Raw genomic sequence first — 24,203 nt, forward strand, 5'->3', positions numbered from 1 at the left:
TTATTGCACAAATAGTATTTGGTGGTCTTTACTAAAGCCTGTATTTTTGTAAAGTTCAAGTGAAAGAGATTAGCACTTAAACGAAAACAGGCCTTAGCTAAAACGCCAAAACCGATTATATCAAACACAAAAGGTATTTTTACATTGGTCTAAAGAATTGAGAATTAAAAACACAACTGGAAAACGACTGCCTGAGAAGGTAGTCGTTTTTGCATTTATAGTTTCGAACCCCTTTTGTAACCCGGAATAATTATGTATATTTGTCTTCGTAAATATTTAATCACCATAAATTAAAGAAAGATAGTATGGAAAACAACAAACCGGCCAATAACGAGATTCAGATCGAGTTATCTGAAGAGATGGCACAAGGAACTTACGCCAATTTGGCTATTATATCTCATTCAAGCTCTGAATTTATCTTGGATTTTATCCGGGTGGTTCCGGGAGCTCCTAAGGCACAAGTAAAAAGCCGTGTAATCTTGACTCCGGATAACGCTCAACGTTTATTATTTGCGTTGCAAGATAACATCAAGAAATTTGGAGAACAACTTCAAGCAGGGAATAATAATAACAAGACTGCCAACTTCGAGGATTTCGCAGGTCCGAAAGGAGAAGCTTAATAAAATTTGTCTTTAGTTGAAGAAGAGTACTTTTCTACAGGGTAGAGGGGTACTCTTTTTTATTGGAGTGACCCGTTGTATGGAGAAAAAGCTTGATACCTATTCTTATGCTTACGATGGGCATTCTTTGGTGCTGAAAATGCCTATTATAAACACCTAAGAATCCCATTATAAACACCAAAGAATGCCCATCGTAAAAAGTATCCTATCTTGATCCTAAAGATCAGACAGCCCCAGCAATATTTTCTTCAATACGGTTTGCGCGGAGATCTCGCGGTTTGCGGCCTCAGGGATTACGATGCTTTGCGGGCTCTCTATCACATCGTCGGTAACGATCATGTTACGGCGAACCGGTAAGCAATGCATGAAATAAGCGTTATTCGTAAGCGCCATTTTCTCTGCGTCCACGGTCCAGCTACGATCCATATTGATCACTTGTCCGTAGTCCGGGTCTCTGTAAGCAGACCAATTCTTGGCGTAGATGAAATCTGCCCCTTCAAAAGCCTTTTTCTGGTCGTATTCCACTTTGGCGTTGCCAACGAATCTGGGGTCCAGCTCATAACCTTCCGGATGGGTAATGACAAACTCATAATCCGTGGCGTTCATCCACTCGGCAAAACTATTCGGAACAGCTTGCGGCAATGATTTGGGGTGAGGAGCCCACGTCATGACTACTTTCGGACGAGCTGTTTTCTTATATTCCTCAATCGTGATCAAATCGGCGAAACTTTGCAACGGATGGCGTGTTGCCGCTTCCATGCTAAATACCGGACGACCGGAATACTTGATAAACTGGCTCAATATCTTCTCATTATAATCATCCTCCTTATTCTCAAACCGGGCAAAAGAACGGACACCGATCACATCGCAATAACATCCCATCACGGGAACAGCTTCCAGCAAATGCTCCGGCTTATCACCGTCCATGATAACACCTCGCTCGGTCTCCAGTTTCCATGCGCCTTGGTTGACATCGAGAACAATCGTGTTCATTCCTAAGTTCATGGCTGCCTTTTGGGTACTTAAGCGGGTACGCAGGCTTGAGTTGAAAAATATCATCAACAACGTCTTGTTTTTTCCCAGTTCACTAAACTGGAAGCGGTCTTTCTTGATCTCGAAAGCTTCATTAAGCGCTTGTTGCAAGTCACCTAAATCCTGTACGCAAGTGAAATGTCTCATATTTGTTACAATAATATTTTGTTAAAGGCAAAGATAACGACTACTTGCCAATTATCCTTTAGAAGAGGCCTTGTAATTAGATAAGTTTATGTCCTTGTCTGCCCGTTACCATTCACAATGTACTTATAGGTTGTCAGCTCGGGAAGTGCCATCGGCCCGCGGGCATGTAGTTTTTGGGTACTGATACCGATTTCCGCGCCAAATCCGAATTGGGCCCCGTCCGTAAAGGCGGTAGACACATTGGCGTACACGCAAGCGGCATCTACCAATTGCTGGAAACGCCGGATGGATTCCGGGTCTTCGCTGATTATGCACTCGCTGTGTTTCGAGCTGTAGCGGGCGATATGTGCCAAAGCCTCGTCGAAGGAGGATACGGTACGGATACTCATCTTGTAATCGAGGAACTCTATGCCGAAACTACCCTCATCCGCATGTTGCAAAAGCTTCTCCGGATAATGCCCCGATAAGGCGGCATAAGCCGGTTCATCCGCGTAGATGATTACGTTACTATCGGGAAGTTTTCCGCAGATATATGGAAGATCGGACAAATGTTCTTGATGGATGATTAAGCAATCCAAGGCATTACATACACTCACTCTCCGTGTTTTCGCGTTGTTTACGATCTCACGTCCTTTATCTTTGTCTCCGGAGCTATCGAAATAAGTGTGGCAGATACCTGCGCCGGTCTCGATCACCGGAACTTTAGCATGTTCGCGAACGAAGTGAATCAAGGAACCGCTTCCGCGAGGTATGATCAAGTCTACCAAGCCAACCGCTTCCAGCAACTCTGCCGTAGCCTCCCGATCCGGGGGAAGTAAGGTACATACCGCCGGATTAATGCCATGACGCTCCAATGCAGAATGAATGATGTGTACCAAGGCCCGGTTGGAGAAGTCTGCATCCGATCCACCCTTTAGTACGCAAACATTTCCGCTTCGGAAACATAAGGAAAAAACATCGAAGGTAACGTTCGGGCGGGCCTCGTAGATCACGCCGATCGTTCCGAAAGGCACGGTTACTTTTCGGATAACCATCCCGTTCGGACGGGTTGTCTCGCTTAATACTTTATTTAACGGAGATGGTAATGTAGAGACATTCTCCATATCGTCAGCGATGCCTTGCAGCCGCTCCTCGGTCAATTTCAACCGGTCGTATTTCGGGTTGGCCGGGTCCATACGCTCCAGGTCTTGGCGATTGGCGGCGAGAACCTTCTCCGTATGAGTCCGTAGAGCTTGCGCCGTCTCTTTTAATATCTCGGTAATTGCCTGGTCCGGTAACGTTATCAAATGCTTAGCCGCATCCGATGCCTGTCGCAGAATTCCTTTTACATTCATAATTTGTTAATCCAGATATAGATAATCATAATGTATAAGCGGTTTTAGATCTCGTTGCCCCATTAGCTTACGTGCCTCTTCGCTACTATAAGCGGTACAGCCCACACCGATTTGCACGCCTTTCTCATTCATTATCTTTACGATATCGTCTTTTTCGAAATCACCCTCAATACGAGTCACTCCAACCAATAGTACACTGGTCGCTTTCGGGGCGGTCAACGCATCCTCGGCTCCTTTATTGATATGTATTTCCCCTTTGGCGAACCCCTCGGAATGAGCGATCCATTTCTTTACGCTACTGACGGGTTTCGCTGCCGGGATGAAACGGGTACAAACCGTATCGCTATCCTTCGCCAATAACATCGGAAGGATATTCTCCTTTTTCCCGTTGGCGATGATAACCGCTATGCCTTCGTCCGCCACTTTTTGGGCGATGTGGCATTTTGTCAGCATACCTCCTCTGCCGAAGGAAGATTTACTGGTCTGTACATATTCCGACAAGTCCGTTTTCCCGCATTCTATCTCCCGGATCACGGAACTGTCCGGGTCTGACGGATTCCCGTTGTATATACCATCTATATTGCTGAGGATAACCAAGGCATCCATTCCCATCATCGTGGCGATCAAGCCAGACAGCTCATCGTTGTCCGTGAACATCAGCTCGGTTACGGATATCGTATCATTCTCGTTCACGATCGGGATGACCTTATTTTCCAGCATCACCTCCATGCAATGCTTCTGGTTCAAGTAATGTGTACGGCTCCCGAAATTCTCTTTCGTGGTAAGCACCTGTCCGCAAGTCATACCATGCTCCCTGAACAACTCGTAATACCGGTTGATCAGCTTGGCCTGCCCTACCGCCGAATAAAGTTGCCGGGCCGATACGGAATCCAGCTTTTTGCCGGCTTTTATCTCGCTTCGTCCGGAAGCCACGGCTCCGGAGGAGATCAAGACGATTTCCATGCCTTGCCGGTGTAAATCCGCTACCTGGTCTACCAACGCGGACATGCGAGTGATATCTAACGTCCCATCCTTCCGGGTAAGGACATTACTGCCTATTTTTACTGCGATGCGTTTCAATGGTTTATGATTTGTGGATTACGATTTACTGACTATGGCAAACCGTAATCCATAATTCTCTCATTTATTATCTTTATCCCGTATCTCTACCCGCCGTATCTTTCCGCTAATAGTTTTCGGCAATTCATCCACAAACTCAACGACACGAGGATACTTGTAAGGAGCGGTCACACGTTTCACGTGGTTTTGCAATTCCTTGATCAAGGCATCGCCCGCTTTATCCTTATAATCTTTCGCCAGTACGATCGTGGCCTTTACTACCTGCCCGCGTATCTCGTCGGGAACACCCGTGATGGCACATTCCACTACTGCCGGGTGAGTCATCAAGGCGCTTTCCACCTCGAACGGCCCGATACGATAGCCGGAGCTTTTGATCACGTCGTCCGCACGGCCTACGAACCACAAATAGCCATCCTCGTCGCGCCAGGCCACGTCTCCCGTGTAATACAGGCCATCGTGCCAAGCTTCCCGGGTACGTTCCGCGTCTCGGTAATATTCCTTGAATAACCCGATTGGCTTGCCGTTTGTTGTATGGATCACGATTTGTCCTTGTTCGCCATCTTCTGCCCGGGTTCCGTCCGGACGTAATAAATCCACGTCATACTGTGGGTTGGGAACGCCCATAGAGCCCGGTTTCGGTTCCATCCACGGGAATGTGGCTACTGTCAGCGTAGTCTCTGTCTGGCCGAAGCCTTCCATCAACTTGATACCGGTCAGTTTATAGAACGTGTCGAATACGGCAGGGTTTAGGGCTTCTCCGGCGATCGTGCAATATTGTAAGGAAGACAGGTCGTATTTAGTCATATCTTCCCGGATCAGGAAGCGGAAGATCGTAGGAGGAGCGCAAAGCGAGGTGATCCGGTAATCCTGTATCATCTGCAACATATCCGCAGGCGTGAATTTCTCGTGGTCGTATACGAATATGGTCGCTCCGGCGATCCATTGTCCATATAGTTTGCCCCAAACCGCTTTGCCCCAGCCCGTATCGGCGATTGTCAGGTGGAGGCTGTCCTTATGCAAGTTGTGCCAGAAACTGCCGGTCACGATATGTCCCAGCGGGTACGTGAAGTCGTGAGCTACCATTTTCGGGTTTCCGGTCGTACCGGAGGTGAAATACATCAAAGAGATATCGTCGTTGCTATTCGGGTGAGACGGACGGACGAAAGGAGCGGCGTTCTGGATGCCTTGTTGGAAATCTTCGAAACCTTCCGGTATTTCCGGCCCTACGGATACGACGCTTTTCACGGTCGGCGAATCCGGCAAAGCTTCTATGATATGTCTCGTGATCACTTCCTCTCCAGCGCAAACGATCATCTTGATATCGGCGGCGTTCGCCCGGTAAACGATGTCTTTCTTGGTCAGCAGGTGCGTAGCCGGTATCACGACGGCTCCCAATTTATGTAACGCGATGATAGAGAACCAGAACTCATAGCGGCGTTTCAGTATCAGCATCACCATATCGCCATGGCCGATTCCCAAGGATTGGAAATAAGAGGCGGTCTGGTCTGTATACCGTTTTAAGTCGGCAAACGTAAAATCGATATGTTTTCCATGATCGTTTGTCCAACACAACGCTTTCTTGTCCGGTTCTTCCTCTGCCCAAGCGTCTACCACGTCATATCCGAAGTTAAAGTTCTCCGGTACCTTGATCTTGAAGTTTTTTATGAAATCCTCTTGCGACTCGAACGTCGTTTTATCTATAAATCTTTCTAACATGCTGCTGATCGTTTATAAGATGACGGCCAGGAAATTGACCTTTTCCCCGTCTAGCGCTTTCATGCCATGAGGGAGTTCTGAGTTAAAGTAAATACTGTCTCCGGTTTCCAAGATAAGATCCTTACCGTTGATCTGTAATAACAGACGTCCGTTCAGTACCATGTTGTATTCTTGCCCCGGATGGGAGTTGAGGTACATCGGCTCATCTTCCGGTTTGGGATGTACGGTCACCAAGAAGGGGTCTGCTTTGCGTCCGGCGAAACCGGCGGCCAATGATTGGTACTTATAAGCTTTCGTGCGCTCTACGGCTACACCTTTTCCCTTGCGGGTAATAAAGTAAGTACTCATCTTAGGCTCATCGCCAAACATTAACGTGGTTAATTCTACTCCATAGGCTTGCGAGATCTGGTGCAATACGCTGACGGAGATGTCTACCGTGCCGCTTTCCAGCAGCAAGTATTGCTCGGTCGTGAGGTTGCAGACCTTTGCCATTTCTTCCGGCGCGATCTCCAACGCGTCTCGTAGTCCGGCCAGTCGTGCCGCGATTTGTTGTATCTGTTCGTTCATTTTGCTGAAGTTATTGTATTATGTCGCTCCAAAGATAGAAATAAAAAGCAAAAAGAAGGTGAATACCCTTGTTTTCTTTTCTAATTAATAGGTGTGCTTCGAGAGGGGTGGAGGTATTAATGATCTGCGTTACATTTAAATGAGGAGGGGATGGTGGTTTGTCGTGCCTGTACGGTCGATTATCATTTTGTCATTTTGTAAACTAAAGTGCCGGGGAGCAGGGTATTTCGGCCCGATGTACGTCTTGCTTCTGAAAACGAGGATAAATATTGGCAACTTGTTGTTCCTTTGTCTATTAGCGGAAAAGGGGTGTTTGTTCTAGCTGAATTAATTCATTTTAGTTCCTATTTATAGGGTTTAAACCTTGTTTTTATCCGGATCGGAGAGCGTTTACATACGGTTGCGTCGCCCGATGGGACCGGATGTATCGCCTTACGCCTCCTATTGTATTGGTAAATGCGACCGTACGTGTTGCTTCATGTTATTGGTTGCATGATAAAACAGGAGGTTTTAGGAGGAAATCGACTGTAGAATGCGTTTTTTGCCTATTTATTATATCTGGTTAGGTTTCTTTGGAAAAGAGACGTGTTAGCTTTATGACCTTGGTTTAAACAAATGGATAGGATAGTGGGGGGTGGACTTACTTTATGTGCGATTTGTAGGGAGGTGGAGTGGTGCGTTTTCCATTGGATAATTGTATTTGGGAATTACTATTTGGAGGGGATGAGACGGGGCACGCCCCGTCTCTACAAGATGATGTTTACGATTGTAGTTCCAATGGAAATTCCGATTGTAGTTCCAATGGAGATTCCAATCGTATGTTCCGAAGTAAATTCTGGTTGTAGTTTCAATGGAGATTTCAATTGTAAGTTCCGAAGTAAATTCCGTTTGTAGTTCCCAAAGGAGATTCCGATCGTATGTTCCGAAGTAAATTCCGGTTGTAGTTTCCCACGAAGATTCCAATCGTATGTTCCGTAAGTAAATTCCGGTTGTAGTTCCCAAGGAGATTCCAATCGTAAGTTCCGAAGAAAATTCCGGTTGTAGTTCCCAAAGGAAGTTCCAATCGTATGTTCCGAAGAAAATTCCGGTTGTAGTTTCCCACGGAGATTCCAATTGTAAGTTCCGAAGAAAATTCCGGTTGTAGTTTCCCACGGAGATTCCAATCGTATGTTCCGTAAGGAAATTCCGGCTGTAGTTCCCACGGAGATTCCAATCGTAAGTTCCGAAGAAAATTCCGGTTGTAGTTCCCAAAGGAGATTCCAATTGTAAGTTCCAAAGAAAATTCCGATTGTAGTTCCCACGGAGATTCCAATCGTAAGTTCCGAAGAAAATTCCGTTTGTAGTTCCCAAAGGAAGTTCCAACCGTAAGTTCCGAAGAAAATTCCGTTTGTAGTTCCCACGGAGATTCCAATCGTATGTTCCGAAGGAATTTCTGGTTGTAGTTCCCAAGGGAATTCTGATTGTAGGATACAGGGGGAATTTCGATTGGTATTGGTGTTTATTCGGCGTTTTTCTTTAGCCATTCCAATCGGCGTTGATCCGGGAGATGTTTTACTTTGAAATGCTCGAATGTCACGTTGAATCCTTTCCCGTCGGGACAAGCGGCCATAAGCCCGACTTGCACGGGGATATTGTCTTGTAGCCAGGCATTACGCATAAGGGTATATTCTTTATCGTCGAATGAGTAGAAGATCTCCACGGCGTCCAATCTCCTGACCGCTTTTATCCATACATAGGGGATCGCTTTGTCTAAGGTGATAACGCTCCAGTCCGACGTTTTATGCGTAACGACTGCGCTCAGATTGTATTTACCATCCACGAACTCGATACCGGCTTTTATGTAATTCTCATGATTGATGCGGAGCATCAGGCCGGCTTGGTCGAAACGTTGCTTGTAATCGCCGGTGATCTTGACTTTCACCTCGAATTCTCCCCCGTAAGTGGCATAATAAAAAGGAGCGTCGTCTACCGTAAACCCATAGTGGGAAATTCTCCAGTAATCGCTTTGGGGAGTGACCTGCATAGAGAGTGACTTGCCTTTAATCTCCCACTGTTCCGGCTCGTTGAACCATTGCATCTTTTCCAATGATTGCGCCCCGCAAAATTGCAAAGAGGCGACAATAACAAAACTCAGTAATACTAATTTTCTCATTTTACTTTCTATATTTGATTCATTTGATTCATTTGATTCATTTGATTCATTTGATTCATTTGATTCATTCTTTTTCCGTAAAGTATGATGTATTTAACCTTACCTCCGCAAAGGTAAGGTCTTATTATAGATCGCGCAATGATTCTGAGATTTTATCCGGGAGAGAAAAGCGGAGTCTGCCTATTCGTATTTGATAACCTCGACCGGACAGCTTTCGGCAGCCTCTTTGATACCCGCTTCGAAGTCATCGAAATTAATACCTTCATTTACACGTGAACGATCTGTAACCGTGAATACTTCCGGGCAAATACCCTCGCAGGTGCCGCAGGCGATGCAGTCCTCTTCGATCCAAACTCTTTTAATTGCCATAATTTTATTTCTTTAAGATGATTAATTCGGTAAATGTAACAAGTAACCTTCGCGGATTGTTTTCGGTGGAGTCCTTTTAGATCATTGTTTCGACCGTAAAAAGAGCTTGCCTTTGGTTGATATATATTAACGTTTATACGCCTCTGTATTAAAATAATTTCGCTATGTTTACAGCATAAAGTTTCATTGAATAACCATTAAAAAATCTGAAGTATTATGGATAATGCTATTTTTAAATTTCCTAAGCCCATAAATGAGCCGGTAAAGGCATATGCCCCCGGATCAAGTGAAAAAGCATCCTTAAAGGAAGCGTTGGCGCAAATTAGTTCCGAGGAATGGGATATTCCTTTGGTAATTGGCGGAAAAGAGATCCGTACGGGTAATACCGGAAAGGTGGTTATGCCCCATGACCATCATCATGTGTTGGCAATCTATCATAAGGCGGGCGAGAAGGAAGTGCAAATGGCGATCGATGCCGCCATGAAAGCGCATAAAGAATGGTCTGAGCTTCCGTGGGTGGAACGTGCGTCCGTTATGCTTCGTGTAGCCGAGCTGTTGGCTACGAAATACCGTTATATATTGAATGCCTCGGTTATGTTGGGACAGAGCAAGAACCCGTTTCAGGCAGAGATCGACGCTCCTTGCGAATTGATCGATTTCTTGCGTTTCAGCACCTTCTATGCCAGCCAGGTATATGCCGACCAACCCTATTCTGAGACGGGGATATTGAATCGGATGGAATACCGGGCCTTGGAGGGATTCGTGTTCTCGCTCACGCCGTTTAACTTTACCTCGATCGCTTCCAACTTAAATATGGCTCCGGCTATGATGGGTAACGTAGCGGTATGGAAACCATCTACTACGGCGATCCATTCGAACTATTTCTTGATGAAGGTCTTCCAAGAGGCCGGTTTGCCCGATGGCGTAGTGAATTTCATCCCGGGACAAGGCAGCGTGATCGGCAAGGTGATTACAAGCAGCCGCGATTTGGCGGGATTCCATTTTACGGGTTCTACCTCTACGTTCAATACCTTGTGGCGCCAGATCGGTGAGAACTTGGGCCATTATAAATCCTATCCGAAAATCGTAGGCGAGACGGGCGGTAAGAACTTTATTTTCGCCCATCCTTCCGCTCCGGCGTTAGACGTGGCTACCGCTATCGTACGTGGCGCGTTCGAGTATCAAGGGCAGAAGTGTTCGGCCGGCTCCCGAGCCTATATCCCGGCTTCTCTCTGGAAAGAGGTGAAAGATTACGTAGGCGATATGCTGAAAGAGATCAAGATGGGTGACGTGCGGGATTTCACGAACTTTATCAACGCCGTGATCGATGAAGCCTCTTTCGACAATATCATGGGCTATATCAATTACGCGAAACAGTCTCCGGATGCTGAGGTTATCTTTGGCGGTAACGGAGATAAGTCCGTGGGTTATTTCGTGGAACCTACGGTTATCCAGACTACAGATCCTATGTTCAAGAGCATGGTTGAGGAAATTTTCGGGCCGGTGATCACGATCTACGTATATGACGACGCTAAATATGAGGAGACTTTGGAACTCTGCGACCGTACTTCCCCTTATGGGTTGACAGGTTCTATTTTTGCCCGCGATCGTTATGCGATCGATAAGGCATTCAATACCTTGCGCTATTCGGCTGGTAATTTCTATATCAATGATAAACCGACCGGCGCCGTAATCGCCCAGCAACCGTTCGGCGGCTCTCGTGCGTCCGGGACGAATGATAAGGCCGGTGGCCCGTTGAACTTGATCCGTTGGACAAATCCTCGTTGCATCAAGGAGTGCTTGGTTCCTCCGACGAGTTACGGTTATCCGTTCTTGGGAGAGAGATAGTTTTCATACATAATTAAGAAATACCAACTGATTGTAATGGAGGCGGGGCACGTCTCGCCTCCACGATAAGATGTTACCTTAATCTAAATACGATATGTTAGACTTTAATAATACCGAGATCGCTTTCTCGTCAAAATCACGGGGCGAACTACAAAATGCTTATTGGCTTTTTAATACGATAAAATATCCTTGGTTGGTGAAATGCGCTAAGGTCGCAGCGACTGTGGCCTTGAAAATACGTTTTCCATTGGCGTGGGCGGTGAAACCTACCTTGTATAAACAGTTCGTAGGGGGAGAGACCTTGCGAGACTGCTCGGCCGCCATCAACCATTTGATGAAATATAACGTGAGATCGACACTCGATTATTCGGCGGAGAGCGAGCAAACCCCCGAAGGTATACAAGCGACTTTCGAGGAAACCTTGCGTTCGATAGATTTCGCGAAAGGCAACGCGAACCTGGCCTATGCCGTGTTCAAGCCATCTACGATCACGACCGACGAGCTGCTGGCCAAGGCTTCCGAGAGACGGGAGGAGCTTACGATAGACGATGTCCGGCATTTCCGTGAGTTCCGCGAGCGGTTCATGGCGCTTTGCAAGCGGGCTTACGATAACGATGTGCGTATTTTGGTGGATGCGGAGGATTACTGTTTCCAAGATGCCATCGACGCATTGACCGATGAGGCGATGCGTAAGTTCAACAAGAAACGTGCGATCGTATTCGCCACCTTGCAAATGTATCGTCACGACCGGATGTCTTATCTGCGTCGTATCTACGATGATGCCGTGGCGAAAGAGTATGTCGCCGGCGTGAAATTCGTGCGAGGGGCTTATATGGAAGCGGAACGTGCTCGTGCGGCGGCGTTAGGCTATCCCGACCCGATTTGTAAGGACAAGCAGGCAACGGACGAGAATTTTGATGCGGCGGTTCGTTTTACCATGGATCACTTAGATCGTTTCGAGATGTTTATGGGGACTCATAATGAGGAGAGTAATTATAAATTGGCGAAATTGATGGATGAGAAAGGCATCGCCCGCGACGACTCCCGTATCTTCTTCGCCCAGCTATTGGGGATGAGTGATAACATCTCTTTCAATCTTGCCCATGCGGGATATAATGTGACCAAGTACGTTCCTTACGCCTCGGTAAACGATGTGCTGCCGTATTTGATCCGGCGTGCGGAAGAAAATACCTCTGTCGCAGGGCAAACCAGCCGGGAGCTCCGGATGCTGGAGACTGAGATGGCGAGGCGTAAGAACAAATAAACCGGACGCGGACGGATCAAGATACGCAGATGAACGCAGATTTATTTTGTTATCGATGAATATATCTGCGTTACTCTGCGCCTGTCCATGTGATATAAAGCCCGGAGAATGTCGGGGGAGGCGTTATTTGCTGGCCTTCAATCCCCGGATCACGGAGGAAGTGAAACCGGAAAGCTCCATCTCGTTCAATCCCTTGATGGTGATACCCCCCGGAGTCGTTACCTTATCGATTTCCATTTCCGGATTACTCTTATTCTCCAACAATAAGTCTACGGCACCTTTCACGGTATGTACCACGATCTCTTGCGCTTGTTTCGGATAGAACCCCAACTCTACACCGCCTTCTATCGCCGCGCGGATATAGCGCAGGGCAAAGGCGATACCGCTGGAAGCCAGCGCTGTTCCCGCTCCCATCAATCGTTCTTCTACCAGCATGGCGTTGCCTAGCTCATTGAAGACATGGATGATTAGGTCTGTTTGCTCTTGGGAGGCATTGCGGGCAGATACGAAAGTCATGCTGCTCATCACCTCGATAGCCGTATTGGGCATGATACGGAAGATCGTAGGGGTAGCCAGGCAATCGAAGTCCGTATTCTTGGTCAGGTAAGTATTTAGCAAGTCGAAAGTTACGCCAGCCGCGACCGATACGATTATCTGCTTCTCGAAATCCAGCACCGGCTTAATCTCATCTATAATCATTTCTACACGCCAAGGCTTGACGGCGATTATGATGATATCGGCGTTTCGTGCGGCTTCTACGTTGTCGTGGGTCAAGATAAAGTCCGGATTGATCTTTCTCATTTTATCCAAAGTCTCATCCGATTGGGCGGTACAAGTGATATCTGAGGCCTTGAACATGCTCCCTTTCGCTAAGCCGCGGGCGATCGCCCCGCCGATATTACCCGAACCGATAATAGATATTCTCATTTTGCGATAATTAGTTATATGTTATGTTTTCTGAGGGGGCAAACTTAGACAAAATATCTCAAATACGTAAGACTTTATAGAGCAAGCTAAGGATAAAAAACTTACATTTGCGGACAATATGAACTTAATACTAATATAAATATATAAAATTACATGAAAAAGACTGTTTTAGTTTCAAGCATGCTATTGGCTCTGGCTATGTCTGCGACGATCCAGGCGCAAGACACGGAGAAGAAAGAGAGCGAGGAGGGATTCGTATTCACGACCGTGAAGGAGAACCCGATTACGTCGGTTAAGAACCAAAATCGTGCGGGTACATGCTGGTGTTATTCCTCGAACGCTTTCTTGGAGTCGGAATTGCTTCGTATGGGAAAGGGCGAATATGACTTATCCGAGATGTTTACGGTATATAACACCTATATGGATCGTGCCGATGCCGCCGTGCGTACCCACGGAGATGTTTCATTCTCGCAAGGCGGGTCTTTTTATGACGCGATCTATGGAATGGAAAAGTTCGGCTTGGTTCCGGAGGAGGTGATGCGTCCGGGCGTGATGTATTCCGACACGTTGAGTAACCATACCGAGCTTTCGGCCTTGACGGACGCTATGGTAGCCGCTATCGCTAAAGGAAAATTACGCAAATTGCAGTCTGACGAGAATAACGCGATGTTATGGAAGAAGGCTGTTGCGGCCGTACATCAAATCTATTTGGGTAAGTGTCCGGAGAAATTCACTTATAAGGGAAAGGAATATACGCCGAAGTCATTCTTTGAGTCTACAGGTTTGAAGGCCTCAGATTATGTATCGTTGACTTCTTATACGCATCATCCGTTCTATACCCAGTTCTCGCTAGAGATTCAAGATAACTGGCGTCATAGTATGTCGTACAACTTGCCGTTAGATGAGTTTATGGAAGTTTTTGATAATGCGATTAATACGGGTTATACGATCGCTTGGGGATCGGACGTGAGCGAATCTGGTTTTACCCGCGACGGAGTAGCCGTTATGCCCGATGATGAGAAGGTACAAGAGTTGAGTGGCTCCGATATGGCTCATTGGTTGAAATTGAAACCGGAGGAAAAGAAGCTGAACACGAAACCGCAACCTCAAAAATGGTGTACGCAAGAAGAGCGCCAGTTGGCTTACGACAACTATGAGACAACCGATGATCATGGCATGCAAATCTTCGGTATCGCCAAAGACCAGGAAGGCAATGAGTATTATATGGTGAAGAACTCTTGGGGAACCAACAATAAGTACAACGGTATTTGGTATGCTTCCAAGGCATTCGTCCGTTATAAGACCATGAACATCGTGGTTCATAAAGATGCCATCCCTAAAGCTATCAAAGCTAAGTTAGGAATTAAATAATCTGTTCGTAAAGAATGGTTTAAATAAAGATTAAACCCCGATAGCTTCCGGCGATCCGGTAAGACTATCGGGGTGATTTATATATACAAAGATGTGCTGCCTATATTTTATTGAACAAGTTTTAGCGTGTAGTTAAGGTCTGCCGCCGCCTTTTGCAAGGCTTCGTTCATCAAGGTTAGGTTGTCTCCTTCTACTTGGAAGTAAATAACCGGCTCGCCATCATTGGGGATCAGCTCGTAGATTACCGCGCTAGCGTCGTTGGGTGTTCCGCGTTTTACCTTTTGCTTACCGGTTGTAATGGCTTTCTGAGGGGTTTTGGAGGCTGTCCCGGCATTTGAGGCTGCTGTTTCCGGTACGGTATAAAGGGCATCCAGCTCAAACACGCCTTCCTCATCGGCATTGTCTTGTTGATAATACAAGGTCAAGTCATAATCCACGAGAACACTATCCGGAGAAGTTACGGTTCCTTTGTATTTTTTCTGGATAACCGGGCCCTTTTTAGGATCTACTTTCAAGGAGTCTCTCATATTCACGGGCTTTGTCGATTTGGCCGCCTTGACAGAGTGGATCAGTGGCAAAGACGGAGCGTCCGGAGCCGCCGACATTATGGCGAATTCTTCTTCCTCTACTTCTACGGGTACCTCCTTCTGGGCTTGTTTCCCGCTACATGCGGCCAAAAATGCCATAGCCGCTACTGCGATAAAATACTTTTTCATTACCATTATTTATTTTATTAGTGACGTTTGGACTTATAACAAAAAATCCCCCGCGATTTGTTTCGTGGGGGATCGTTTTTAACTATTTACAGATTCAGACCGTTTTATTTTCCTCCGGCCGGAAGATGATCCAGCCAGTATTTAGCCATCGTCTTTCGTAGGTGAAGAGTCGTTCCTTCCCCTTCGTTGATGCTGTGGCTGCGCATCGGGTAACTGATTTGCGTGAACATCTTCCCGTTCTTGATCAACTTGTTTACCAGCATCTCGCAATTCTGGTAATGTACGTTGTCATCTCCCGTACCGTGGATAAGCAACAGGTTGCCTTCCAGCCCTTCGGCATACGTAATCGGGGAACCTTTTCGGTAACCATCCGGATTATTCTGCGGGGTATTCATATAGCGTTCTTGATAGATCGTGTCGTATAGGCGTTGGTCGGCGACAAAAGCGATCGCTATACCGGTATGGAATATCTTCGGGTAACGAAACATGCAGTTCAGGGTTTGGCTGCCTCCGCCGCTCCATCCGGTGATACCGATCCGGCTGGTATCGATGAAAGGATATTGACGGGCCATATCCAATATTCCCCTGCTTTGATCCTCGGCGGCGAAAGTACCCACTTCCCCGTAAATGCATTTACGCCATTCGCGTCCGCGGGGAGCATTCGCTCCCCGGTTCTCGATACTTACCACGATATAACCTTGGTTCGCCATATATTGCTGCCACAAATCTCCGTTACCCCATACGTCTTGTACGGTGGCGTTCGCCGGTTCGCCGTATACCTCTATGATAACCGGGTATTTCTTGGAGGCATCGAAATTGACGGGCTTTATCATCCAGGCGTCTAAGGTAAGATCGCCGGATTTGACTTTGATAAACTCTTTCGGGTTTAATCCTAAGGCGGCGTATTGCTCTTTGGCTTGGGCATTGTCTTCCAGCATGCGTACGGATTGGTGTTTCGGGAAAGAGACCATGTCGATAACGGATGGGGTAGAGGCGTTGCTATACGTGTGTATGGCCCATTTGCCGGTGGGCGACATATTGTAACGGTGCTGTCCGGATTGCTCCATGGGGCTTACACGTTCCACTTTCCCGTCGCCGAATAATTCGGCCCGGTATAAGTAACGTTGGGTGAAATTATCCGGGGAGGCGATGAAATAGACCCAGCCCTTTCGCAGGTCGGTCCCTACTGGCGAGATATAATCGAAGTTTCCTTGGGTGATCGGCTGTATCTCTTTCCCGTCGCGGCTTATCCGGTATAAATGCCTCCAGCCGCTACGCTCGCTTTCCCACGTGAAATAGCGGTTGTCTTTCAGCCATTGTATATGATCGTTCGTGTCTAGCCACGCGGCATCCGTATCGGTGAAGATATTGCTCAGCGAGTTGTCGGATATCTTGGCGATCCATACTTTATTGGTATTTTGCGGACGGTTTAGTTGCTGTATGAACAATTCGTCGCTTCCGGGGATAAATTCCATACGGGGCAGGTAATTATTCCGGGGGTCTCCGGGGATGGCGATCCAAGTGGTGCTTCCTCCGGCAGAGGATACATAGCCGACTTTTACGGCAGAATTGGTGCTCCCTGCCTTGGGATATGGGAAATGGATTACTTTTGCGTAGATGGAGTCTACATTATTAATAATGTCGAATACTCCTGTCCCTTTCGTGTCGCTTTGCCAATAGGCGATATACTTTCCGTCCGGGCTCCAGCGAAAACCGTCCCGACAACTGAATTCCTCCTCGTATACCCAATCGAAGGTTCCGTTGACTATCGTATCGCTTCCGTCTTCTGTTAGCTGGACGATTTTTCCGGAGTCTATATCTTCTACATATATATTATTGTTGGAAACATAGGCTACCCGCGTACCGTCCGGAGAGAATTTCGCGAACATCATGGAAGATTCCGGCATTCCCTTTCCCAGTTGGCGTAAAGCGCCGTCTTTTAGGTTTAATACCCAGTAGTCGCCCCGTGTGTCATAACGCCATACCCGTTGGGTGTTGTTATAAATCAAGACTTTCTCATTATCTGCGCTCCAAGAGATACTGCGTACGGGGATAGGTTTTCCCGTGGATTTGTCTGTCAACATGGATGAAGGGATAATGACTTCGCGGGAATTGTCTTTTGCTTTATAGGCAACGATATCCGTACCTCCGGTTTGTTTGTTATTTTCCAAGCGGCTGTAACGTTCTCCGTCTTTCAGCCAAGTCATGCTTCCGAAGCCTTTCGTCTGTATGACGTTGCCGGCTACGATATCCTCGATATTCAACGCTTTTTGCGCCATGCTTATACCTCCCGACAGAAGGCTGACCGCGGCGATCGCTATTAGTTTGTTTAGTCTCATATTGTATTAGTTGGTTACTATTATGTTTATGCAAAGAACGGAAAGTTAGTTGATATAACAAAATGGATTTGTATATTCGCGCCTCGGAGATCAAGAATAATCATAATGTAATTTATTATAGAATTCGGAATGAAGGCACTTTCAATGTATGTATGGTCATTTCTAATGATCGTAGTGATGGGATTTACTTCTTGTGGAGATGATGACGAGATTCAGTTCTCGGAAGAGCAATTGGCTTATATCACTAAAAACAAAGAATATATCTGGGAAAAGAAAGCGGAGAAAGACGAGAATGGTGAATTAAGATATAAACAAGTGGTTATAGGAAGTGATACCGCCCTATACAGGATCCTTAAAAAGGAGAATGATTGGCAGACAAAACCTTCGCTGACTTCCGTGGTCTATTTGCTTGATCTGGAAGGAAAGTTCATCGATGGGCAGGTCTTTCAAGAGAAAGTGGAAAATTCAAGTTTTTCCATGAATGGTATTATCCCCGGTTTAAGTGGTGTTTTATTGAATATCCGTTTGGATGAGACTGTAGAGGCAATCATTCCGGCTTCGTTAGGTTATGGAAATAGTGATTATAGCGGCATTCCCGGAGGTTCAACTTTAATATTCACCTTTACCTTAGATAAGGTAGAGTGAAGATTTCCATATATCATACTCCCTTAAAATTACCCCTGCCAGAAACTATAATTTCTCGCAGGGAATATCATATCTAGTTGTAGAGACGGGGCGTGCCCCGTCTCCCACCAAATGAAGGTATTTTAAGTTACTATTTTGCTGGGATGAGACGGGGCACGCCCCGTCTCTACAAATTGCACGATAGGTCCACGTTGTGGAAGATTCCCGATATTTACCTTTTAAATAATCGGAATAACTCTCCGATCCATAAAACCAGCGAAGAAGAACCGATGATGATCGCCCAGTCTTTCAAGGACAAAGGTATTACGCTGAACATCTCGCCTCCGAACGTGACGATCAGATATTGACCGATCAAAATCAGTAAAGCGACGAGCAAGAAGCTTTTGCTATCCTTTAAATTAGCGAATGCGGAACGTCCTTCCATAAAAGCTTTCGCGTTAAACATATTCCAGAACTGTAGCATCACGAAGAAACTGAAGAACCATGATAAATCGTGAGGTGTTAAACCCTCTTGCGCATGGAAGTAGAATAACAAGCCCATCAAGATTACGACAAACGCAAATCCGACACCGAAAATATTGTAAGCCATGGCACGGGTGATGATGAAATCTCCATCTTTACCGCTACGGCGAGGTTTGTCCTGCATCACTCGCTCATTGGGTGGGAGAGAGGCCAAGGCTCCGGCAGCGAATGTATCCATGATCAAGTTTACCCATAGCATCTGCGTGATAGTCAAAGGCGATTCCGTACCTAATAAAGATCCCAATAATACGATCAAGCAAGCGGCTACATTGATAGTCAGTTGGAATAACAGAAATTTCTGGATATTCCGGTACAAGGAACGTCCCCACATCACCGCACGGGTGATGCTACTGAACGAGTTGTCGATAATCGTGATGTCGCTGGCTTCCTTGGCGACAGACGTGCCATCACCCATGGAAAGCCCCACTTGCGCCGCTTTCAAGGCGGGGGCATCGTTTGTGCCGTCGCCGGTAACCGCTACAACGGCCCCTTTTTGCTGCAACAATTGTACCAAGCGCTGCTTGTCCGTAGGACGGGCGCGGCACATGATCTTCAAGTCTAATACACGATCCAAGGCTTCTTGGTCGCTAAGCGCCTCGAACGCAGGTCCCGTGATAATATTCCTGTCGGTATCATCTGCCTTCCACGTACCGATTTGCCGTCCGATCTCTTTAGCCGTACCCGGTGTATCTCCGGTGACGATTTTCACGTTGATGCCTGCGTCCAAGCAACTTTGAACGGCGGGTGGCACATCCGCACGCACCGGATCGGAGATCGCTACGATACCCAGATATGTTAAATCCGTATGATGCAAACGACCTTCCATGAAGAACGTCTCGTCCTTTCCATCCTCAATGATTTGATAAGCGAAGCCAAGCGTACGCATCGCTTGATTTTGATAATCCAATAACTGCTTCTCAATACCCGCCTTACATTCCGTTACCGGTTTGTAGGTTCCTTCTATCGCCACCCGGTTACTATTGGCCAGTACGATTTCGGGGGCTCCTTTCACATAAAGCACCTTTTTGCCGAGCAACGGTGATTGTACGATCGTAGCCATATATTTTCGTTCTGTGGAGAAGGTCAATTGATCCAGGATCGTAGCGTTCTCTCTTAATTCCAGATAATTCTGGTGTTGTCCGTTCAGCCAGAGTAAAAGGGCGGCTTCCGTCGGATTTCCAAGGGTTTTTACCTTTTCTTCCGAGAAGTCTAGGTATGCCGTAGAGTTCGCGGAGATACCTTCCTTGATCAGGTTACTTAACTCATCGTCTCCAAGTTTTTGGTCTTTCAGGTTATAGAAATTCGTTTGGTAGACCTGCATTTGGTTCTGCGTCAACGTTCCGGTCTTGTCCGTGCAAATTACGGTAGTAGCTCCCATGGTCTCGCAGGCATGCATTTTCCGGACAAGATTGTTCGTCTTCAACATACGGTTCATGCTGAGGGCCAGACTTAGCGTGACGCTCATCGGCAATCCTTCCGGAACGGATACCACGATCAATGTAACCGCTACCATAAAGTAGTTGAGGATATGGGCGATAATATCCATCATCGGCATCCCGGGGAAACTATCCGATAAAAAGAATTTCGCGGTCAAGGCGATGAACGTCACTCCGGCTATCGTATACCCGGCTTTGCTGATCACGTTTGCCAAACCTTTCAACTGTATCTGTAGAGGGGTCTCTACATCGCTCTCGATTTGTGAGCCTTCGTATACCTTGCCGTATCCGGTAGCGTCACCGACTTTCTCGACTTGCATTACGCCATGTCCGTCTACGACTGTTGTTCCTCGCATGACCACGTTGGAGGGATAAGTTGCTTCCATGTCGAAATCCTCCTCATTCGTTGTCTTGCTGATAATCGGTTCTCCGGTCAAGGTGGATTCGTTGATCTGTAAAGAGATAGCCTCTAGCAAATGTCCGTCGGCCGGAACTTCCTCACCGGTTTCTAAAACAACGATATCGCCTACGACAACCTCTTTCTTCGGTATCTGGCAAATATTTCCGTCGCGGATCACTTTCACTAAAATATCATCATTGACCGTATTTAATATATCAAAAGCTTTATTTGCTTTCACCTCGAAGAAAAAGCCCACGCAACTGGCAAGCATGATGGCAAAAAAGATACCGATCGGTTCTAGGAATGCCGTGAACCCTTTCGCCTCCGGTCCCCAGCAATGTACTCCGGCGATTATCATAGACAAAAGCCATGCCACCAATAATATACGGATGATAGGGTCCTCGAATTTCTCTAAGAACTGGCTCCATAGCGAGGCTTTCTCTGGAGGGGTAAGCACATTCTCGCCATGGAGACGTCTGCTCTCTTCTACTTCTTGTTTGGTTAATCCTTGGTACTGATGTTTTTTCTCCATAAATTTATTAATCTGATTAAGAAAATAGGGAGGCAAATTACGTAAAGTTATACGACATATACAAGGGTTTAACCTTTTTGCATATATTTGTGTTGTATAACGTTTTAATTTTTTAATGGAGATGAAGAATGTACTGTTCATGTTGTTGGTAATGTTCGCCTTGAGCGCTTGCCAATCAAAAGATTCATACGTGAAAGAGTTTTGCGATTTTGTGGATGAGGTGGAGATGAAGGCCGCCGGTTATACCGATAAGGACTGGAAGAAAGCGGATCGGAAATTCTCGGATCTTTCCACGGATCTTTACGCGAAGTTCGAGGAAGAGCTGAGCGCGGAAGAGAAAGCGGAAATCATCAAATTGCAGGCCGCATACGCCGGATTAAAAATGAAAGCGGGCGTAAGAGACGCTGCCAAGAAAGCGGATAAGTTCTTGGATGGCTTGAAAGAAGGGACAAAGTAACCTTTAATACAAAAATAAGATGAACAGAAATTGGGTGTATTCGTTATTTACTTTATGGATCGTCTGCTCATTCGCTTGTACGCGGCCTAGGCCCGTGGCGGATGTGGAAGTGCGAAAAGAGAACTTCGTATTCTCTATAAAAGGGACAGATACATTGTCGTTAGACAAGTATGAGTTATCCTCTATGTCGGACTCCTCTGAAAAGCCTGTGATGATTTTCGCTTTTGGCGGAGGGTTTAAAGGGGGAGATAAGTCCGATAAAGAATATATTCCCTATTTCGAGTTCCTCGCCCGGAATGGATTCGTGGTGGTTTCTACGGATTACCGTACAGCTTTGAAGAATCTGGATACGTCCGAAATATCCTCTCCGGAGGATTTTGTCGCGGCCTTACAGTATGCGATTGATACGGCGGTCGAGGATTTTTATGACGCTACCGGTTTCGTGATCAACCAAAGCCAAGATTGGAACATTGATGTGAAGCGGATCGTAGCGAGCGGATCGAGTGCCGGGGCGATTACGGTATTGCAGGCAGAGTATGATTTATGCAACGGGCATGAGTTGGCGAAAAGGTTACCGGCGGGTTTCAATTATGCCGGCGTGATCTCGTATGCCGGTGCTGTCTCCGATCGAGTTCCTCCGCGTTGGGGAAAGATGCCTTGCCCGATTATGCTATTCCATGGCGATGCGGACAAGACCGTTCCTTTTGAGCAAGCCGCTATGGAGAATCTCGGAGGTTTATGGGGATCGTCTTCCATCGCGAGAAGTCTGGAAAATCTTCAAGCCTCTTATTATTTTTATAAGGTGGAGAACGCGGGGCACGAGATTTCCGGGCTTCCTCTCTCCCGGAATCAATACGATATCATGAGTTTCTTGACCCGCCAGGTCTTAGGGGGAGAGAATTTAGCGATAACGACAAGCGAGCGTGTTCCCGGTGATACGGCTGTACGGAAAGATTTTACCGTACAGGATTATATCTTGGATAATTTGCGTTAATATGATTAATGAAATATAAACAGCCTTAATTTGACCTTTTTAGATTAAACTATTCTTCCGGAAGATTGTCTTTATTATATAGATTGACTAGTAGTGTGTTTAGTTTATTAAGGTTATGAGATTGAAAAGGTTAGTTGTTTTTTCAGGGATTGTCCTGCTTTGTACGGGGCAATCCCTATTTGCTCAAAGCAAACAAGAGCGGAAGGAGAAAAAAGAGAAGGCGGTGAAGGAGGTCGTGGATAGCGGTCGTATTAAGATCGATGTGGATCGTGCCGTACCGATGGCCGGGAGATCTGTCAATCTTACTACCCCTTACTCGTTAGAAATACATGGTGATTCGATACTTTCCCATCTTCCTTACTTTGGACGTGCTTATTCTGCTCCTTATGGTGGTGGAGAAGGCTTGATGTTTAAAGAGGTAGCGGTAGAGAAAGAGCGAACCTCGAAGAAGAAAGGCCGTTCCGAGATCAAGTTCCGTGTGAAGACCAAAGAGGATATATACACGTTTCGGGTGGAAGTCTATCCGAATGGCTCGGCTACAATCAACGTGACGCCTGTAAATAAGCAGTCCATTACCTTTTATGGTGATGTCGCCTTAGATTTGAAATAGTCGTCCTTGCCGTGTATCTCTTTCCTCGATCCGCTTGTTTACCTTAGCGGTAAATTCGAAGTTCTTTAAACCCCAATCCGGCGCGATCAGCAGCTCTTTGGGGGATTGTGATACGAACCTCTCTACTACGATAGAGGGGTTCAGTCGTTCTATAAAGTCGATTACCAACTCGATATATTCGTCGGCCGTATATAAATGGAAATCCGAGGGATCTTCCTTGAACTCTTTCGCCATGCGGGTATTCCGGATGAGTTGCAATTGGTGTAATTTAAGTGTCGTGATCGGGAGGCGCGACAAGACATCCGCATGGCGCAATATCTCATCCCGGCTTTCTCCCGGTAGCCCTAGTATCAGATGCGCCCCGGTGTAAATGCCTTTTGCCGCCGTGCGACAGATAGCGGATTCCGATTCTTCATGGGTATGCCCCCTGTTTATGCGGAGTAAAGTCTTGTCAAGCGTACTTTCCAATCCATATTCAATCATGACGAATTTTCGCTGGGAAAGCTCCGCAAAATAATCCAATAAATCTTCCGGCATACAATCCGGACGAGTGCCGACGATCAATCCTTCCACTCCGGGATAGGCGAGCGCTTCCTCATATTTGCGAATAAGAGCGTCTGATCGGTCGTATGTATTCGTGTAGGCTTGGAAGTAGGCTAGATACCGCATATCCGGATATTTGCGGGAAAAAAAGCGTACGCCTTCCTCTAATTGCTCGGTAACGCTTTTCTCCGTATGGCAGTATTCCGGACTGAATGTTTGGTTATTACAATAGGTACAGCCGCCCCATCCTTTAGATCCGTCACGATTCGGACAGGTGAAGCCTGCGTTGATAGAGATCTTCTGTACCTTATGGCCGAAATGTTCCCGAAGGAACTCGCCGTATTCGTAATATCGTCTTGTTTTTTCCATAGGACAAAGGTAAGAGAAGTCTTTTGAAAAACACGTACGTGTTTTCCGAAAAACATGTACGACTTTTTCCAAAAACACGTACGTGTTTTGAGAAGGGTATAATCCTGTTTTTTTAATATTTTTTTGTTGGTGTTTTGATATTTTCGTATATTTGTCTTGTTGATAAATTTTAATGAGATAGATATACTGTATTTGACTTTATTCCTTGTTCCT

At 46.4% G+C, this 24,203-nt stretch carries 21 protein-coding genes; 8 read left to right on the top strand and 13 right to left on the bottom strand.

Features of this window, described 5'->3' with window-relative positions:
• The first annotated feature begins 305 nt into the window (after positions 1-305).
• A complete protein-coding gene (locus Q0110_RS09075) occupies positions 306-620 on the top strand; it encodes a DUF3467 domain-containing protein (protein WP_297905845.1) in 315 nt (104 codons plus the stop codon).
• A gap of 216 nt (positions 621-836) precedes the next feature.
• Here Q0110_RS09075 and Q0110_RS09080 read toward each other — a convergent pair whose 3' ends face one another.
• From Q0110_RS09080 to Q0110_RS09115, 8 genes are all read right to left on the bottom strand, one after another.
• Complete coding sequence (locus Q0110_RS09080; protein ID WP_297905846.1) at positions 837-1,799, bottom strand: N-acetylornithine carbamoyltransferase; 963 nt, start codon at positions 1,797-1,799, stop codon at positions 837-839.
• Between the two features lie 86 nt (positions 1,800-1,885).
• Positions 1,886-3,133 carry a glutamate-5-semialdehyde dehydrogenase gene (locus Q0110_RS09085; protein ID WP_297905847.1) on the bottom strand — a complete coding sequence of 416 codons (1,248 nt, stop codon included), beginning with the start codon at positions 3,131-3,133 and terminating at the stop codon, positions 1,886-1,888.
• Between the two features lie 6 nt (positions 3,134-3,139).
• Positions 3,140-4,213 (bottom strand): glutamate 5-kinase, encoded by a 1,074-nt coding sequence (proB, locus tag Q0110_RS09090; RefSeq protein WP_297905848.1) that lies wholly within the window; start codon positions 4,211-4,213, stop codon positions 3,140-3,142.
• 60 nt (positions 4,214-4,273) lie between these two features.
• Positions 4,274-5,929, bottom strand: a complete 1,656-nt coding sequence (locus Q0110_RS09095) for an AMP-binding protein (RefSeq protein WP_297905849.1) — start codon at positions 5,927-5,929, stop codon at positions 4,274-4,276.
• Between the two features lie 12 nt (positions 5,930-5,941).
• Positions 5,942-6,496, bottom strand: coding sequence for a cupin domain-containing protein (locus Q0110_RS09100; RefSeq protein ID WP_297905850.1), 555 nt, complete (start codon positions 6,494-6,496; stop codon positions 5,942-5,944).
• Between the two features lie 746 nt (positions 6,497-7,242).
• Positions 7,243-8,019: a hypothetical protein gene (locus tag Q0110_RS09105; protein ID WP_297905851.1), complete on the bottom strand. Its 777-nt coding sequence runs from the start codon at positions 8,017-8,019 to the stop codon at positions 7,243-7,245.
• Positions 7,995-8,648, bottom strand: a complete 654-nt coding sequence (locus Q0110_RS09110; protein ID WP_297905852.1) for a DUF1349 domain-containing protein — start codon at positions 8,646-8,648, stop codon at positions 7,995-7,997. The genes Q0110_RS09105 and Q0110_RS09110 overlap by 25 nt, the downstream gene beginning before the upstream one ends.
• Before the next feature lie 180 nt (positions 8,649-8,828).
• On the bottom strand, positions 8,829-9,017 hold the full coding sequence (locus tag Q0110_RS09115; protein WP_297905853.1) for a ferredoxin: 189 nt from the start codon (positions 9,015-9,017) through the stop codon (positions 8,829-8,831).
• A gap of 216 nt (positions 9,018-9,233) precedes the next feature.
• On the opposite strand from Q0110_RS09115, the gene pruA reads away from it, so the two are divergent.
• The gene (gene pruA, locus Q0110_RS09120) at positions 9,234-10,865 is read left to right on the top strand and encodes an L-glutamate gamma-semialdehyde dehydrogenase (protein ID WP_297905854.1); all 1,632 of its coding nucleotides are present in this window, start codon (positions 9,234-9,236) and stop codon (positions 10,863-10,865) included.
• A gap of 94 nt (positions 10,866-10,959) precedes the next feature.
• Complete coding sequence (locus Q0110_RS09125) at positions 10,960-12,129, top strand: proline dehydrogenase family protein (RefSeq protein WP_297905855.1); 1,170 nt, start codon at positions 10,960-10,962, stop codon at positions 12,127-12,129.
• 123 nt (positions 12,130-12,252) lie between these two features.
• Here the strand turns inward: Q0110_RS09125 and proC are convergent, their stop codons facing one another.
• Positions 12,253-13,056, bottom strand: a complete 804-nt coding sequence (gene proC, locus Q0110_RS09130) for a pyrroline-5-carboxylate reductase (RefSeq protein ID WP_297905856.1) — start codon at positions 13,054-13,056, stop codon at positions 12,253-12,255.
• A 153-nt stretch (positions 13,057-13,209) separates the two neighbouring features.
• Here proC and Q0110_RS09135 point away from each other — a divergent pair, with 153 nt between their 5' ends.
• Complete coding sequence (locus Q0110_RS09135; RefSeq protein ID WP_297905857.1) at positions 13,210-14,427, top strand: C1 family peptidase; 1,218 nt, start codon at positions 13,210-13,212, stop codon at positions 14,425-14,427.
• A gap of 107 nt (positions 14,428-14,534) precedes the next feature.
• On the opposite strand, the gene Q0110_RS09140 is transcribed toward Q0110_RS09135, so the two are convergent.
• Together Q0110_RS09140 and Q0110_RS09145 are read right to left on the bottom strand one after the other, a co-directional pair.
• A complete protein-coding gene (locus tag Q0110_RS09140; RefSeq protein WP_297905858.1) occupies positions 14,535-15,143 on the bottom strand; it encodes a copper resistance protein NlpE in 609 nt (202 codons plus the stop codon).
• 104 nt (positions 15,144-15,247) lie between these two features.
• The gene (locus tag Q0110_RS09145; protein WP_297905859.1) at positions 15,248-17,482 is read right to left on the bottom strand and encodes a S9 family peptidase; all 2,235 of its coding nucleotides are present in this window, start codon (positions 17,480-17,482) and stop codon (positions 15,248-15,250) included.
• 129 nt (positions 17,483-17,611) lie between these two features.
• Here Q0110_RS09145 and Q0110_RS09150 point away from each other — a divergent pair, with 129 nt between their 5' ends.
• On the top strand, positions 17,612-18,127 hold the full coding sequence (locus Q0110_RS09150) for an FKBP-type peptidyl-prolyl cis-trans isomerase (protein ID WP_297905860.1): 516 nt from the start codon (positions 17,612-17,614) through the stop codon (positions 18,125-18,127).
• A 211-nt stretch (positions 18,128-18,338) separates the two neighbouring features.
• On the opposite strand, the gene Q0110_RS09155 is transcribed toward Q0110_RS09150, so the two are convergent.
• Entirely contained in the window at positions 18,339-21,017 is a 2,679-nt protein-coding gene (locus Q0110_RS09155) for a calcium-translocating P-type ATPase, PMCA-type (protein ID WP_297905861.1), read from the bottom strand.
• 121 nt (positions 21,018-21,138) lie between these two features.
• On the opposite strand from Q0110_RS09155, the gene Q0110_RS09160 reads away from it, so the two are divergent.
• From Q0110_RS09160 to Q0110_RS09170, 3 genes are all read left to right on the top strand, one after another.
• Positions 21,139-21,474: a DUF6565 domain-containing protein gene (locus Q0110_RS09160; RefSeq protein WP_297905862.1), complete on the top strand. Its 336-nt coding sequence runs from the start codon at positions 21,139-21,141 to the stop codon at positions 21,472-21,474.
• Positions 21,475-21,493: 19 nt separating this feature from the next.
• Positions 21,494-22,468, top strand: coding sequence for a carboxylesterase family protein (locus Q0110_RS09165; protein WP_297905863.1), 975 nt, complete (start codon positions 21,494-21,496; stop codon positions 22,466-22,468).
• Between the two features lie 115 nt (positions 22,469-22,583).
• The gene (locus Q0110_RS09170) at positions 22,584-23,078 is read left to right on the top strand and encodes a DUF4251 domain-containing protein (protein WP_297905864.1); all 495 of its coding nucleotides are present in this window, start codon (positions 22,584-22,586) and stop codon (positions 23,076-23,078) included.
• Here Q0110_RS09170 and Q0110_RS09175 read toward each other — a convergent pair.
• On the bottom strand, positions 23,064-23,990 hold the full coding sequence (locus Q0110_RS09175; RefSeq protein WP_297905865.1) for a TIGR01212 family radical SAM protein: 927 nt from the start codon (positions 23,988-23,990) through the stop codon (positions 23,064-23,066). The two genes, Q0110_RS09170 and Q0110_RS09175, sit on opposite strands and share 15 nt — an antisense overlap.
• Positions 23,991-24,203: the final 213 nt, after the last annotated feature.

Source organism: uncultured Parabacteroides sp., from assembly GCF_947855115.1.
In the GTDB taxonomy this organism is placed as follows: domain Bacteria; phylum Bacteroidota; class Bacteroidia; order Bacteroidales; family Tannerellaceae; genus Parabacteroides.